The organism is Kytococcus schroeteri, from assembly GCF_042433515.1.
Taxonomy (GTDB): Bacteria; Actinomycetota; Actinomycetes; order Actinomycetales; family Dermatophilaceae; genus Kytococcus; species Kytococcus schroeteri.
Map to the genome: position 1 here is coordinate 40,513 of NZ_JBHLVH010000014.1, position 14,809 is coordinate 55,321.

Annotated in this window: 12 protein-coding genes; 5 read left to right on the top strand and 7 right to left on the bottom strand. The window is 72.7% G+C overall.

Annotation, left to right across the window (positions count from 1 at the left end; translation table 11 throughout):
• Nucleotides 1–179: 179 nt before the first annotated feature.
• Nucleotides 180–1,145, bottom strand: coding sequence for a KPN_02809 family neutral zinc metallopeptidase (gene ypfJ, locus ACFFHC_RS07235; RefSeq protein WP_070705806.1), 966 nt, complete (start codon nt 1,143–1,145; stop codon nt 180–182).
• 145 nt (nt 1,146–1,290) lie between these two features.
• Here ypfJ and ACFFHC_RS07240 point away from each other — a divergent pair, with 145 nt between their 5' ends.
• Nucleotides 1,291–2,844 (top strand): OFA family MFS transporter, encoded by a 1,554-nt coding sequence (locus ACFFHC_RS07240; RefSeq protein ID WP_379804542.1) that lies wholly within the window; start codon nt 1,291–1,293, stop codon nt 2,842–2,844.
• Nucleotides 2,845–2,902: 58 nt separating this feature from the next.
• Here ACFFHC_RS07240 and ACFFHC_RS07245 read toward each other — a convergent pair whose 3' ends face one another.
• Nucleotides 2,903–3,478 (bottom strand): toprim domain-containing protein, encoded by a 576-nt coding sequence (locus ACFFHC_RS07245; RefSeq protein ID WP_070705497.1) that lies wholly within the window; start codon nt 3,476–3,478, stop codon nt 2,903–2,905.
• 327 nt (nt 3,479–3,805) lie between these two features.
• On the opposite strand from ACFFHC_RS07245, the gene ACFFHC_RS07250 reads away from it, so the two are divergent.
• Nucleotides 3,806–5,404: an ABC-F family ATP-binding cassette domain-containing protein gene (locus ACFFHC_RS07250; RefSeq protein ID WP_070705498.1), complete on the top strand. Its 1,599-nt coding sequence runs from the start codon at nt 3,806–3,808 to the stop codon at nt 5,402–5,404.
• 46 nt (nt 5,405–5,450) lie between these two features.
• On the opposite strand, the gene ACFFHC_RS07255 is transcribed toward ACFFHC_RS07250, so the two are convergent.
• The 3 genes from ACFFHC_RS07255 to ACFFHC_RS07265 are packed head-to-tail and all read right to left on the bottom strand — an operon-like array spanning nt 5,451 to nt 6,887.
• Nucleotides 5,451–6,269, bottom strand: coding sequence for an SURF1 family cytochrome oxidase biogenesis protein (locus ACFFHC_RS07255; protein WP_070705499.1), 819 nt, complete (start codon nt 6,267–6,269; stop codon nt 5,451–5,453).
• Nucleotides 6,269–6,502: a hypothetical protein gene (locus tag ACFFHC_RS07260; protein WP_070705500.1), complete on the bottom strand. Its 234-nt coding sequence runs from the start codon at nt 6,500–6,502 to the stop codon at nt 6,269–6,271. The genes ACFFHC_RS07255 and ACFFHC_RS07260 overlap by 1 nt, the downstream gene beginning before the upstream one ends.
• Nucleotides 6,495–6,887, bottom strand: a complete 393-nt coding sequence (locus ACFFHC_RS07265) for a DUF3099 domain-containing protein (protein ID WP_070705501.1) — start codon at nt 6,885–6,887, stop codon at nt 6,495–6,497. Before ACFFHC_RS07265 ends, ACFFHC_RS07260 begins: the two co-directional genes overlap by 8 nt.
• A 154-nt stretch (nt 6,888–7,041) precedes the next feature.
• On the opposite strand from ACFFHC_RS07265, the gene fabG reads away from it, so the two are divergent.
• From fabG to ACFFHC_RS07280, 3 genes are all read left to right on the top strand, one after another.
• Nucleotides 7,042–7,755 (top strand): 3-oxoacyl-ACP reductase FabG, encoded by a 714-nt coding sequence (fabG, locus tag ACFFHC_RS07270; protein WP_070705502.1) that lies wholly within the window; start codon nt 7,042–7,044, stop codon nt 7,753–7,755.
• Nucleotides 7,756–7,841: 86 nt separating this feature from the next.
• A complete protein-coding gene (gene fabI, locus ACFFHC_RS07275; RefSeq protein WP_379804545.1) occupies nt 7,842–8,624 on the top strand; it encodes an enoyl-ACP reductase FabI in 783 nt (260 codons plus the stop codon).
• A gap of 98 nt (nt 8,625–8,722) precedes the next feature.
• Nucleotides 8,723–10,900 (top strand): Mur ligase family protein, encoded by a 2,178-nt coding sequence (locus ACFFHC_RS07280; RefSeq protein ID WP_141494547.1) that lies wholly within the window; start codon nt 8,723–8,725, stop codon nt 10,898–10,900.
• Between the two features lie 75 nt (nt 10,901–10,975).
• On the opposite strand, the gene cphA is transcribed toward ACFFHC_RS07280, so the two are convergent.
• Complete coding sequence (gene cphA / locus ACFFHC_RS07285) at nt 10,976–13,756, bottom strand: cyanophycin synthetase (RefSeq protein ID WP_070704685.1); 2,781 nt, start codon at nt 13,754–13,756, stop codon at nt 10,976–10,978.
• Nucleotides 13,756–14,796 (bottom strand): cyanophycinase, encoded by a 1,041-nt coding sequence (locus ACFFHC_RS07290; RefSeq protein WP_238138100.1) that lies wholly within the window; start codon nt 14,794–14,796, stop codon nt 13,756–13,758. The genes cphA and ACFFHC_RS07290 overlap by 1 nt, the downstream gene beginning before the upstream one ends.
• Nucleotides 14,797–14,809 lie beyond the last annotated feature (13 nt).

A 14,809-nucleotide genomic window follows, 5' to 3' on the forward strand; every position in this document is an offset into this window, starting at 1 on the left:
CTCAACATCGGAACGCCGGGGAACGCCCCAGGTCCACGTGCAGACGACGTGTCAGGGGGAGTGGCATGACGTCATCTTATCAGTGACCAAAGGTGGGGAACGCCTTCAGCCGGGTGACCGTGGGCACACGACGGCGGCCCGTCCCCCCCTCTGGAACGGGCCGCCGGATACGGGGTGGCTCAGAGGTTCTCGGCCTTGAAGGTGTTGCACGAGTTGGCCGTGCCACCGTCGTAGCCGGCCATGAACCAGCGCTGGCGCTGCTCGGAGGTGCCGTGCGTGAAGCCCTCCGGGTTCACACCGCGGCCGCTGCGCTGCTGGATGTTGTCGTCACCCACGGCCGCCGCCGCCTCCAGGGCCTGGTTGATCTGCTCCTGGGTCACCTTCTGGATGAGGGTGTTGCCCTCGGCGTCCTGGGTGCTGTCGGCGTTCTTCACCCACACGCCGGCCAGGCAGTCGGCCATGAGCTCCACCTTCACGGCTCCGGACTCGGCACCCTTCGCATCCTTCTGCGCCTCGCCCAGCAGGCCCAGAATGTTCTGCACGTGGTGGCCGTACTCGTGGGCCACGATGTACATCTGCGCCAGGTTCTTGTTCTCCGGGTTCTCCAGGCCGAACTTGTCGAGCTCGGAGAAGAAGGCCGGGTCGATGTAGATCTTCTCGTCCACCGGGCAGTAGAACGGGCCCACCTCGTTGGAGGCGGTGCCGCACTGGCTCTGCGTGCGGCCGTTGTAGATCACCGTGGTGGCCTTGCGGTATTGCTCGTTGACATCCTGCGGCAGGGCCTTGGACCAGTAGTCCTGCACGGAGTTCACCGTGCCGATGACGCGGCAGTCGGTGTGGTCGTTGGCGTCCTTGCCCGTCTTGCAGTGCGAGAAGTCGCCCGTGCCCTTGCCGAACGACCCCGTGTCCTGCTGGGCCTGCACCGACCCGCCGCCGAAGTTCCAGTTGCCACCCTGGCTCTGGGAGCCACCCCCACCGCCGCCACCGAGCATGTCGCCACCGCCCAGGAAGTACACCAGCAGCAGCAGGACGAGACCGCCGATGCCGCCACCACCGCCGATGACGGCGCCGCGGCCGAAGCCACCGCCGCCCCCTCCGCCGGAGACCTGCGAGGTGTCCAGGTTCGCGTTGTCGTTGAAGGTCATGTGGGGGTCCTGCCTGTGTGCCGGTGAGGTGTCGGTTCAGCGTAGCCCGGGTGCGGCCCACCCGCCCGGCTCCACGGCATCGACCCCACGGCGTGAGCCGTGTCACCATGGGCCACCCTCGCGGGCCGTCGCACGCCCGTCCCCTCTGCCCCCAGGAGTTCCCTCGGCCTTCCTCGGCAAGGCCGAGTCCGTCGCCGGACCCGGCTACAGCAAGTGGCTCATCCCGCCCGCCGCACTGGCGGTGCACCTGTCCATCGGGCAGGTCTACGCCTTCTCGGTCTTCAAGTCCTCGCTCGTGCACCACTTCGGCTCCAGCCAGACGGCCGTCGCGTGGGTGTTCAGCATCGCCATCGTGGTGCTGGGCCTCTCCGCGGCCGCTTTCGGCACCTGGGTGGAGCGCAACGGCCCACGCCGCGCCATGTTCGTGGCGGCGCTGTGCTGGGCCACCGGCTTCGTGGTCGGGTCGTTCGGCATCTCCACCGGCCAGCTGTGGCTGCTGTACCTGGGCTACGGCGTCATCGGCGGCATCGGCCTGGGCATCGGGTACATCTCGCCGGTGTCCACGCTCATGAAGTGGTTCCCCGACCGGCCGGGCCTGGCCACCGGCATGGCCATCATGGGCTTCGGCGGTGGTGCGCTGCTCGCCTCGCCGCTGTCCAACCGCCTGCTCTCGGCCTTCGACCCGGCCTACAGCCCCACCACGCCGGGTTCCTTCGCCAGCGGGCACGCGCTGAGCTCCACCTTCCTCACCCTGGGCGCCGGCTACCTCGTGCTCATGATGGTGGGCGTGGCCCTCATGCGCCTGCCGCAGGGCTTCGGCGACGACGACGCCGCCCACCACGTGCCGGCCACCAACGGCGTGCTCGTGCGCGCCGGCACCGCCATCCGCACGCCGCAGTTCTGGCTGCTGTGGGTGGTGCTGTTCACCAACGTGACCGCCGGCATCGGCATCCTCGAGCAGGCGGCGCCCATGATCCAGGACTTCTTCCGCACCGAGGGCGGGTCGTCCACCGTCACCGCGGCCGCGGCCGGCGGGTTCGTGGGTCTGCTGTCCCTGGCCAACATGGGCGGGCGGTTCGTGTGGTCCACCACGAGCGACCACATCGGCCGCCGCGCCACGTACACGATGTACCTCGGCGTGGGCCTCGCGGCGTTCGCACTGCTGGCGCTCTTCGGGGGGACGAGCCCGGTGGTGTTCGTGGCCCTGGCCGCGCTCATCATCAGCTTCTACGGCGGCGGGTTCGCCACCGTCCCGGCCTACCTCAAGGACCTCTTCGGCACCCTCGAGGTCGGCGCCATCCACGGCCGTCTGCTCACCGCGTGGGCTGCTGCCGGCGTGGCCGGGCCGCTGATCGTCAACTCCGTGCTCGACCGCGCCGGCGAGCCGGGCACCATGACCGCCTCGGACTACCGCCCGGCCCTCTTCACGATGGTGGGCGTGCTCGCCGTCGGCTTCGTGGCCAACCTGCTGGTGCGCCCGGTGGCCGAGCGCCACGCCGACGAGGTGGCCGGCCCGCGCCACGGGGAGCGGACTGCCGCCGAGCAGGCCGGTGCGGCGGCGGGCGGCCCCGTCGACGCCGGGGCGCGCACCACCACCTCGCCGCTGCTGGTGGCCGTGGCCTGGGCGCTGGTGGTGCTGCCGCTGGCCTATGGGCTGTGGTTCACCGTGGAGAAGGCGAGCAAGCTCTTCCTCGGCTGAACGCCACCACCGCCCACTCCGGCGCGAGGCCCCGTCCACCATCGGACGGGGCCTCCGCTCATGCCCAGCGCAGGCGGTCCAGGAGCATCTGCAGCGGCTCGGGCACCTCGTCGGCGTCCAGTGCGCCTGCCAGCACCCCGGCCGCCTGGGCCTTGCGCCCCGAGGCGGCGCCGCAGAAGCGGTGGAGCTGGTCGGCCAGGGTGCGCTCGCCCCAGTCGCCCTGGCTCTGGAAGGCCTCGAACTTGCCGCCGAGGCCGGCCGCCTCCAGCGCGGCGCGGGCACCCTCGGGGCCCAGGGCGCGGATCAGCTCGTCCTCCAGGTCGGCCTCGCAGACGAAGACCCCGTAGACGGGGAGGTCGGTGGCGTCCTGCACCGGCAGACCGTCGTCGGTGAGGGCCCGGACGGCGGGGTGGGCCTCGTTCTGGTCCACCAGGCCGAGCACGTCCACGTCGCCGCGCAGCAGGCGCAGCTCCTTGAGCACGCGGTTCCAGTTGGTCGCCCCGTCGAGCGAGACCAGCTGCACCGCGGCACCGTCGATGCCCTGGGCCTCCATGAGGGCGCGGACGGCGGCGACGTCGCTCACCCCCTCGAGCAGCACGACGGTGCGGGCATCCGATGCGGTGAGGTCGACCATGCGCGCATCGTAGGCACCCGGGGCCCGGCGTCCCCGCCGCGACCTCCGCACCGGTGCGGTTCTCGACCTGACACCCCAGCCCAGTTCAGCACCGGTGCCGGTTTCGGACTGACACGTGCAGTGAGGTCCGCACCGGTGCGGTTCTCGACAGTCGAGTTCAGCACCGGTGCCGAAGTCGGCCCGTGCCATACCGAGTTCAGCACCGGTGCGGAAGTCGCCCCGGCCGCGAAGGAGCCCGCAGTCTCCACGAAAACCGGTCGGCCCCATCCGCCGCGGCCCGTAGACTGGCGCGCTGCCGCACCGCCCACCACCCCCAGGAGCACCCCCGTGATCACCGTGTCCGGCCTCGAGCTGCGCGCCGGCCCCCGTCTGCTGCTCGAGCCCACCAACTTCCGCGTGGGCGCCGGGGACCGCATCGGGCTGGTCGGCCGCAACGGTGCGGGCAAGACCACCATGACCAAGGCGCTCGCGGGGGAGACCCTCCCGGCCGCCGGCACCATCCACAGCTCCGCCCCGGTGGGCTACCTGCCCCAGGACCCCCGCACCGGCGACCTGCAGGTCACCGGCCGCGCCCGCATCCTCTCGGCACGCGGCATGGAGGACATCGTGCGCCGCCGCGAGAAGGCCGAGGCCGAGATGGCCAGCGACGACCCGGCCGTCCGCGAGAAGGCCATGCGCCGCTACGACCGTGCCACCGTGGAGTTCGAGGCCGCCGGCGGGTACGCCGCGGAGTCCGAGGCCGCCACCATCTCCAGCGCGCTCGGCCTGCCCGGGCGCATCCTCGACCAGGAGCTCGCCACCCTCTCCGGTGGACAGCGCCGCCGCATCGAGCTGGCCCGCATCCTGTTCAGCGACGCCGAGACCCTCCTGCTCGACGAGCCCACCAACCACCTGGACGCCGACTCCATCGCCTGGCTGCGCGACCACCTGAGGAACTACGCGGGCGGCCTCATCGTCATCAGCCACGACGTGGACCTGCTCGATGCCGTGGTGAACAAGGTCTTCCACCTGGACGCCAACCGCAGCGTGCTCGACCAGTACTCGCTGGGCTGGAAGGCCTACCTCAAGCAGCGCGAGCTCGACGAGCACCGCCGGAAGCGGGAGCTGGCCAACGCCACCAAGAAGGCCGAGGCGCTGCGCTCCCAGGCCGACAAGATGCGCGCCAAGGCCACCAAGGCCACCGCCGCGCAGAACATGCTCAAGCGCGCCGACCGCCTCGTGGAGGGCCTCGAGGGGGAGCGGCAGGCCGACAAGGTGGCCTCGCTGCGCTTCCCCACCCCGGCCCCCTGCGGCCGCACCCCGCTCATGGCCCGCGGCCTGTCCCGCTCCTACGGCTCGCTGGAGATCTTCACCGACGTGGACCTCGCCATCGACCGCGGCTCCAAGGTGGTCGTCCTGGGCCTCAACGGCGCCGGCAAGACCACGCTGCTGCGGATGCTGGCCGGCGTCGACGCCCCGGACACCGGCGAGATCACCCCCGGCCACGGCCTGCGCGTGGGCTACTACGCCCAGGAGCACGAGAACCTCGACACCGACCGCACCGTGCTGGAGAACATGAAGTCCAGCGCCCCGGACCTCGACGAGACGAACGTCCGCAAGGTGCTCGGCTCGTTCCTGTTCAGCGGCGATGACGTGGACAAGCCCGCCGGGGTGCTCTCCGGTGGGGAGAAGACGCGCCTCTCGCTGGCGATGCTCGTGGTCTCCGGCGCCAACCTGCTGCTGCTGGATGAGCCCACCAACAACCTCGACCCCGCCAGCCGCGCGGAGATCCTCGAGGCGCTGGCGCACTACGAGGGCGCCGTGGTGCTCGTGAGCCACGACGAGGGCGCCGTGGAGGCGCTCAACCCCGAGCGCGTGCTCCTGCTGCCCGACGGGATCGAGGACCTGTGGAACGCCAGCTACCTGGAGCTCGTCACCCTGGCCTGACCGCGCGGGGCCGGTGCCCCGCCCCGGTCCGATGGGGGAGCGCCCCTCAGCCGTCCTCCTCGTCCCAGATGCGGGTCTTCCTCCGCGCGGCCCTCTCGGCCCGGCGGCGGCGCTGTTCCTCGGGCGAGAGCTCGGTGAACACGGCGTTGCGCACCGAGAACACCCACAGCCCCACCGGGAAGAGCGTGGCGAGCCACCACTGGTAGGCGTACGCCTGGTGCGGGCCGAGGTCGGTCTCCGGCGGGTCGAGCGGCTCGGGGCGCTGCGAGGAGCCGTCCTCCTTGAGCAGCAGGAAGGGGTCGGCCAGCTGTACGCCGGTGGAGCGCTCCACCTCGTCGGTGTTCACCATGTCGACCTGGCCGGCCGGCAGGTCGCGGTCGCGGGCGGGCTCGCTGGGCCGCAGCCAGGCCACGAGCTCGGTGGTGCCCTTCGGCGGGGCGGGCACCTCGGGCAGTGTCTGCGCGTCGTTGGCGTTGGCCACCCAGCCCCGGTTCACCACGACGGCGGGGCCCTCGTCGGGCTGGAAGGGCACGAGCACCTCGTACCCGTAGGTGGACTTGCTGGCCGTGCCGAAGTGCGGGCGGTTGCGCACGAGCGTCTGCTTCTCGGGCAGGTAGTGGCCGGTCAGCCGCACGGGCGTCCACTCGTCGTCGTACTCGTAGGACCCGTCGGGGCGCACCAGTTCGGTGTACGGGCGCGGGGCGGCGTCGCGGTGGGTCTCGATGCGGTGCACGGCCGCCTGCTTGTGCTCGTGCCGGTGCCACTGCCACAGCCCCAGGCGCACGAAGACGCCGCACACCAGCAGCGCCACGAGCAGCAGAGCGATCCACTTCGGCCTCAGGGCCATGCGCAGCCAGTCGCGCATCATCCGTCCTTCCCGGTCAGCTCGTGCACGCCCACGGTCTCGCGGTGGAAGCCGCGCACGGCCACGAAGTCCTGCAGGTGCTGCAGGTGTCCGTCGCACGCGGTCCACACCTTGCGCCGGTCGGGAGCGTGCAGGGCGGGGTTGTTCCACACGATGGCGTGCACCCCGGCCGCGCGGCAGCCGGTGGCGCTGCACACCACCTCGCCGACAGGGGAGCCGGGCCGCTCAGTCATCGACCACGTCGCCGACGACGACCTCCGGACCCCGGTGGGCCCCGGTGGGCTGCTCGGTCGGCGCCTCGAGCGGACGCACCCGCGGCCCCACCTGGTCCGGCCCGGCGCCGGGCGCCTCCACGGTGCGCGCGTTGGCCTTGACCACGGCGATGTACGGGATGAGCACCGCGAAGGCCAGCAGCAGGACCCCCACCGGCACGCTGATGCGCTGGATGATGAGCCACGCCCCGATGGGGAAGGTGACGATGCGCAGGCCCATCTGCCACAGGTACACCTTGAGCCGGTGGTCTCGCTCGACCTGGGCCGAGGGCGAGGCGGTGGTCACGGAGGCCACCGGACGGCGGTCGCCGGAACCGGGGCGCGGGTGCTGGGAGGGGGTGGCCATGAGGCCTCCGAGTCTACGCACCGGGCCCGCGAGCACGACAGGGCGTCGTAGGCGTGGGGCCACCGGAGGCACCGCCGGGCGGCGCCATCAGAACGTGTGACGCAGCGCACCGTGAAAGGGGACAGTGCCCCGGCCACGGTCTAGGGTGCAGCCGATGAGCACCTCACGACGCACCCTGGTCACCGGCGGCAACCGCGGCATCGGCGAGGCGATCGCCCGCCACCTCCAGCAGGAGGGGCACGAGGTGGTCGTCACCTCCCGCAGCGGCGAGGCCCCCGAGGGGCTGCGCGCCGTCGCCTGCGACGTCACCGACACCGCCTCGGTGGACGCCGCCTTCAAGCAGGCCGAGGAGCTCCTCGGCGGCACCGTCGAGGTGCTCGTGGCCAACGCCGGCATCACCGCCGACGGCCTGAGCATGCGCATGAAGGACGAGGACTTCGCCGGGGTGCTCGACACCAACCTGCACGGCGCCTTCCGCTGCGTGCGCGCAGCCCAGAAGGGCATGATCCGCGGCAAGTTCGGCCGGGTGCTGCTCATCGGCTCCGTGGTGGGCCTCTACGGCTCGCCCGGGCAGGCCAACTACGCCGCGTCCAAGGCGGGCCTCGTGGGTCTTGCCCGTGCGCTCACGCGCGAGCTCGGCTCCCGCGGCATCACCACCAACGTGGTGGCCCCGGGCTTCGTCCGCACCGACATGACCGACGCCCTGCCGCAGGAGCGTCAGGACGCCTACCTGGCCAGCATCCCGGCCGGCCGCTTCGCCGAGGCCGACGAGGTGGCCCAGGTGGTCGGCTTCCTGGCCTCCGACGCCGCCGGCTACGTCTCGGGCGCCGTCGTGCCCGTGGACGGCGGCTTGGGCATGGGTCACTGAGCCCCCCCGAACGCACGCACCACCCCCACCTGCGAGAGGACCCCTTGATGAGCGAGACCACCCCCGAGCGCAAGACCACCGGCGCCATGGAGCAGTCGCCCACCGGCACCGGCCTGCTGGCGGGCAAGACGCTGCTGGTCACCGGCGTGCTGATGGAGTCCTCCATCGCCTTCCACGTGGCCCGCCTGGCCCAGGAGCAGGGCGCCACCGTGATCCTCACCGGCTTCGGCCGCGGGCTGAAGCTCACCCAGGCCATGTCGCGCCGCCTGCCGGCCGAGGCCCCCGTGGTGGAGCTCGACGTGACCGACCCCGAGCAGCTGGACTCCCTGGCCGAGCGCCTCAAGGAGTACACCTCGGAGCTGCACGGCGTGCTGCACTCCATCGGCTTCGCCCCCGAGGGCGCCTTCAACTTCCTCGAGGCCACCTGGGAGGACGTCTCCACCGCGGTGCACGTCTCCTCCTACTCGCTGAAGTCCCTGGCGCTGGCCGCGAAGCCGCTCATGGTGGAGGGCTCGGCCGTGGTGGGCCTGACCTTCGACGGCCGCTACGCTTGGCCGGTGTACGACTGGATGGGCGTGGCCAAGGCCGCCTTCGAGTCCGTCAACCGCTACCTGGCCCGCGACCTGGGCCCGGACGGCATCCGCTGCAACCTCGTCTCGGCCGGCCCCATCCGCACCACGGCCGCCAAGTCCATCCCCGGCTTCTCGCAGTTCGAGGAGAGCTGGGACGGCCGCGCCCCGCTCGGCTGGTCCATCCAGCTCTCCGAGCCCGCCGCCCGCGCGTGCGTGGCCCTGTTCTCCGACTGGTTCCCGGCCACCACCGGCGAGATCGTCCACGTCGACGGTGGCGTGCACGCCACCGGCCAGTGAGCCGCTGACACCCGGGCCCGGGTCGCGTGAGGAAACCCACGCGGCCCGGGCCCTCTCGTGCCGTCGCCGGCGGCTGCGGCGGGCCGTAGGCTGGCGCAATGACTTCCCCCCACGTCCGGGTGTCCGAGGTGCGGCTCCTCGAGGGTCCCAACCTGTACTACACGCGGGCTGCCGTGAAGGTGATGCTGTCCGCGCCGGTGATCAGCGAGGCGCCGCGCGAGCAGTGCCTCGAGGTGGCTGCCGCGCTGGGCATGACGCGCACCGCGCCGGGGCAGCCGCACGGCGAGCAGCGCCAGCGCTTCCTCATCCGCCTGGTGCGCCACGTGCTGCGCACCCTGGGCCAGCGGGCAGGGCTGGGGGCCATCACCGCGCGGGGGCGCGACGGCAAGGAGTGGGGCGACGTGACGGTCGCCTTCCGCTGGGGGCGCGCCGGGACCGGCCGGGCGATGGGGGAGGCCCTGGGCCCTCTGCTGGAGGCCCTGTGGGAGGAGCCGGGCGAGCGGGACCGCCTCTTCGAGGAGGCCGCCACCACCGTCCGCGAGGCCGACCCGGGCCGCCGCCCGGAGACCGTGCGCCCGACCGTGCCGGTCGCCTCGATCACCGGCACCAACGGCAAGACCACCACCACGCGGATCCTGGCCCACATCGCGATGACGGCCGGCAAGGTGACGGCGTGGTCGTCCACCGACGGCGTGCTGCGCCAGGGCGAGTGGCTGGTCAAGGGCGACTACTCGGGCCCCTCGGGCGCCCGGACCGCGCTGCAGTCCGGCGGGGTGGAGATCGGCATCCTGGAGACCGCCCGCGGCGGCCTGCTGCAGAAGGGGATGGGGGTGCCCTTCAACGACGTCTCGGTGGTCACCAACGTCTCAGCCGACCACCTGGGCACGCACGGCATCGACACCCTCGACCAGCTGGCGGAGGTCAAGGGGATCATCACGCACGTCACCAAGCCGGACGGCTGGGTGGTGCTCAACGGCGACGACCCGCGCGTGTGGGCCATGCGCCACCGCGCCACGGGCCGCATCTGGTGCTTCAGCCTCGACCCGAGCAGCCCCGCGCTGCGCGAGGCGGTGGAGGCCGGCGGGGCGGGCATGACCGTCATCGACAACAACGTGGCGCTGGTGACCGGCTACGGCGACCCGGTGCACCTGGTCTCGCTGCTCGACGTGCCGATGACGATCGGCGGCATCAGCCGCGTGAACACCGCCAACGTGCTGGCCGCGGCCGCCGCCGCGCTGGGTCTGGGCCTGCCGCGCGAGGCGGTGGTGGACGGGCTGCGCACCTTCCTGGCGAGCCGCGAGCAGAACCCGGCCCGCATGAACATCTACCGCTGGCGCACGCAGGACGGCTGGGCCACGGTGGTCTGCGACCTCGCGCACAACGAGGCCGGCGTGGAGGCCGTGCTGGAGGTGGCCGACGGGCTGCGCCTGCCGGGCTCGGAGGTGCACATCACCCTCGGCGGGCTGGGTGACCGGACCGGCGAGATCCTCGAGGGGATGGGCGCCATCGCCGGTCGCCTGGCCGACCGCACCCACCTTGTGACCAAGGACCACTACCTGCGCGGCCGGGAGGCCGACGAGGTGTTCGGCCACATGCGCCAGGGCCTGGCCAGCGTGGGCGCCGTCCCCGCGGGCACCTTCCCGGACGAGGTCTCGGCGATGCGCGGCCTGCTGCCCACGCTGCGCGACGGCGACGTGCTGGCCTTCACCGTGCACGACATGCGCCAGCAGGTGTGGGACACCCTCGACGAGATGGGTGCCGAGCCGATCACCCCGCGCCAGCTCTCCTCGCTGCTGCGCCGGGCCCGCGGCCAGCACGAGCTCGACGGCGCCTTCGAGGAGGCCGCTGCCCAGGAGCCGGCCCAGCGCGCGGCGACCCTCGAGGCGCTCACCGCCGAGCACGCCGGCGACCCGCGGGTGCACTTCGAGCTGGCCCGCGCCCTGGACGCCGCCGGCCGCACCGACGATGCCATCGGCGAGCACGAGCGCGCCCTGGACCTGGGGCTGCGTGAGCCGCACCGCTTCGTGAGCCTCATGGAGCGCGCCCTGGCCGCGCGGGACGCAGGACAGCACGAGCGGGCCCGCACCTGGGCGCAGGAGCTCTCCGAGCGCTACGAGGACTCCACCGCCGCGGCCGCCCTGGCCGTCCTCAGCGGCGCCGACGCGGGGCAGGCCGAGGAGGCCGCCGTCCGCGCCGCCCGCTGGATGGTGGGGCGCAGCACCACGCCGCGTGACTGGGAGTTCTCCGAGCGGCTCACCGGTACCGCCACGGACTGACGCCCGCTCCCGCCGCGTACACGAGGGCGGCCGGCCCCCACCCGGGGACCGGCCGCCCTGGTGGTGCGGGGGACCTCAGGAGAGGTCGGGGTCGGCCACCATGAGCCCGGCGTCCTTGGGGGCCGGGTGGGCGCGGTGGGTGAACTCCTCCAGGCCGCGCATGACCTCGGCGTGCTGGTCCACCGCCAGCGCCACCACGTCGCCGGGCTCGGCCAGGCCGAGCGCCAGCTTGCAGGCCTCCTGCTCGTCGGGCTGCTCGTGCAGGGTGACGGCCAGTCCCTCGGCCTCGGCCACCTCCCGGGCGCCCTCCAGCACCAGGCGGGCCGACTCACCGGCCGGGCGGCGGCGCAGGTTCTTGTCCTCGCGGACCACCAGGTGGTCGAAGTAGCGCGCCGCGATGCGGCCCAGCTCGCGGATGTCGTCATCACGGCGGTCGCCGGCGGCGCCCACCACGCCGATGCGCTGCGGGGCCTGGTCGTCCTCGCCCAGCTGCGCGGCCCGGTTGACCACGAACTGGCCCAGCGCCTCGATGCCGGCCGGGTTGTGCGCGTAGTCCACGTACACCTCGGCGCCGTTGACGTCCACGCGGTTGAGGCGCCCGGGGGAGAGGTAGTAGTCCGGCGCGAAGGAGCGCAGACCGGCCCGGATGTCGTGCAGCGGGGCGCCGGAGCACCAGGCGGCACCGGCGGCCGCCATCGCGTTGGCCACGTTGAAGCGGGCCGCGCCGCCGTAGGTGGCCGGGATGGTGTGCGTCCAGGTGAGCGGCATCCACCGCTTGCCCTCGGCCAGCACGATTCGCTCGCCGCGCTCGGTCTGTTCCAGCAGCACCGCGAGGCCGCCGCGCAGGAGGCGCTTCTCCACGAACGCGCGCTCAGCGCTGCCCGGCTCGGCCATGGAGAACCACACCACCTGCCCGCGGCAGCGGTTGCGCATCTGCCGCACCAGCGGGTCGTCGGCGTTGAGCACGGCGTAGCCGCTGCGGGGCACGGCCGAGACGATGACGCTCTTGATCTCGGCCAGCTGCTCCACGGTGTCCACGCCACCCAGGCCCAGGTGGTCGGCGGTCACGTTGGTCACCACGGCCACGTCGTTCTTGTCGTAGCCCAGGCCCTCGCGGATGATGCCGCCGCGCGCCACCTCCATCACGGCGAAGTCCACGCGCGGGTGCTGCAGCACGGTGCGCGCCGACTTGGGGCCCGAGGCGTCGCGGCGGATCACCAGGCGCTCGTTGATGGCCACACCGTCGGTGCTCGTCATGCCGACGTGGCGGCCGCTGCCGCGCATGATGTGGCCCACCATGCGGCTGGTGGTGGTCTTGCCGTTGGTGCCGGTGACGGCCACGATCGGCACGCGCGCCGGGGAGCCGGGCGGGAAGAGCAGATCGAGCACCGGCTTGGCGATGAACTGCGGCTCGCCCTCGGTGGGGTGGGTGTGCATGCGGAAGCCGGGGGCCGCGTTGACCTCCACGATCGCACCGCCCACCTCGGAGACCGACTGGGTGATGTCCGGGCACATGAAGTCGATGCCGGCGATGTCCAGCCCGACGATGCGGGCGGCCTCCTCGGCGATCTCGATGTTGTCCGGGTGCGCCTCCCAGGTGCGGTCGATGGAGATGCCGCCGGTGGACATGTTGCCGGTGCGCACCAGCGGCACGGCCTCGCCGGCGGCCGGCACGGACTCGGGGGAGTGGCCCTGCTCGGCCAGGTAGGCCTCGGCCGCCGCGTCCAGCGCGATGCGGGTGAGCACCTTCTCGTGGCCCACGCCGCGGCGCGGGTCCTGGTTGGCGAGGTCGACCAGCTCCCGGACGGTGCTCGTGCCGTCGCCGACCACCTGGGCGGGTACGCGCTCGGCCACGGCGGCGAGCTTGCCGCCGATCACCAGGAAGCGGTAGTCCTTGCCCACCACGTAGGACTCCACCACCACGATGCCGCGACGCGACTGGGCCAGGGCGGTGTCGAAGCCCTCGCGGACCTCGTCGGCGTCCTGCAGGTTCAGGCAGACCCCGCGGCCGTGGTTGCCGTCCAGCGGCTTGACCACCACGGGATACCCGATGGACTCGGCGAGCTCGACGGCGGCCTCCTTGTCCCGCGTGGTGGCCGACCGGGGCACCGGCAGGCCGGCCCCGGAGAGCAGCGCGGTGGTCATGGACTTGTCGCCGGCCACGTCGACGGCCAGCGCCGAGGTGCGCGAGGTCATCGTGGCCCGGATGCGCTGGGCGTGCACGCCCTGGCCGAGCTGCACGAAGCTGTGCTGGTTGAGCCGGATCCACGGGATGTCGCGGGACTCGGCCTCCTCGATGATGGCCTGCGTGGACGGCCCGAAGGCGGTGCGCTGGGCCAGCCGCAGGAAGTCGTCGAGCTCGGCGGAGAAGTCCAGCGGCGCGGCCTGCGGGTCCACCGAGTGGTTCACGATGCGCACCGCGAACTCACCGGCGGCGCGGCCGACGCGCTCCTCCTGGTAGGCGAAGATCATGTTGTAGCGGCCGGGGTGGCCGGGCACCGAGCGGGTCTTGCCGCGGGTGACGCGGTGGCCGGCCAGGTTCTGCAGCTCCAGGGACACGTGCTCGGCGATGTGCCCCATCCACGTGCCGTCGTGCAGGCGCTCCACGAAGCCGCCCTTCCGGCCCAGCGAGCAGCCGTGCTCGTGCAGTCCGGGCACCATCTCCAGGAGGCGGTCGGTGAAGCCGTCGATGGCACTGGAGGGGTACTGCTCGAGCACGCCCAGGTCCACCACGAAGTGCATGGCCTGGCGGTAGGACCACAGGTTGGCGCCGCGGTAGGTCTTGGCGGACACCACCTGCAGGGTGGGGGCGGGCCCCTCGTCGACCGTCGGGGCCGGGTTCTGCTGGGCGTTCATCACTGCTCCGCTCGGGTCAGGTGGAGCTGGGCGCGGCGCACGTCGGCTGCTGCCGAGAGCGCCTCGGCGTCCTCCTCCACGTCGTGGGCGTGTTCGCTGGCGTGTTCCAGCCGGGAGATCTCGGAGGCCTCCTGGCGCACGGCGTAGCGCGCGTCGTCCTGGGGGTGCTGCTCCACGAAGTGCACGAGGCGGCGCGCGTCGAGGTCGAACAGCGAGCCGGCCGGCAGGGAGTGCACCACGGCACCGGAGAGCAGCAGCGGGGCGCCCGGGGCGGCCTCGTGGCCGTCGGAGACCGCGTGCGAGCCGTCCACGAGGAAGACCCCGCCGGCACCGTGCACGGAGAACTCGCGCACCTCGTGCCCGTCGGCGGTGGTGCCGGTGGCCAGCTCCACGGCGGTGTCCTCGTCGATGCCGATGCCCATGAGCGCGGGGGAGACCGACACCATCGCCATGAGGCGTCCGTAGCGCCCGCGCTGGCTGAAGTGCTGGTCGAGGATGATGTCCGGCACGAGGTCGAGGCCCTGCGAGAGCTTGCTGGCGCCCTGGTGCGGGGTCAGGCCCTCCTCGCCGTCGCTGATCATGAACCGGCTGAGGATCGACGCGCCGGCGGACGTGCCGCCCACCACGGCGCCACGCTCGTGGGCACGGACGAGGGCATCGCCCACGGGGGTGCCCACGAGGAACTGGCTGAGCTTGAGCTGGTTGCCGCCGGTGAGGAACACGCCGGTCGCGCGGTCCAGGGCGTCGACCCACTTCTGCTCGTGGGCGTCCTGCCGGTCGCGCGGGGAGACCACCTCGGTCTCGGCGGCCCCGAGGCGCTCGAAGAGCGTGGAGTAGGTCTCACCGGCCTCGCGGTGGAAGGAGGAGGCGGTGGGCACGACCGCCACCCGGGAGTCCTGCCCGCCGGCCAGGGCCACGAACCGGCGGTGCACCTTCATCATGTCCCGCCGGTCCTCGGCGCCACCGACGATGAGCAGGCGCCGCACGGGACCGGTGGCGGTCTTGGCGGGCACGGGGACAGAGGGGACCTGCGGGGACATGGAGCAATGTTAG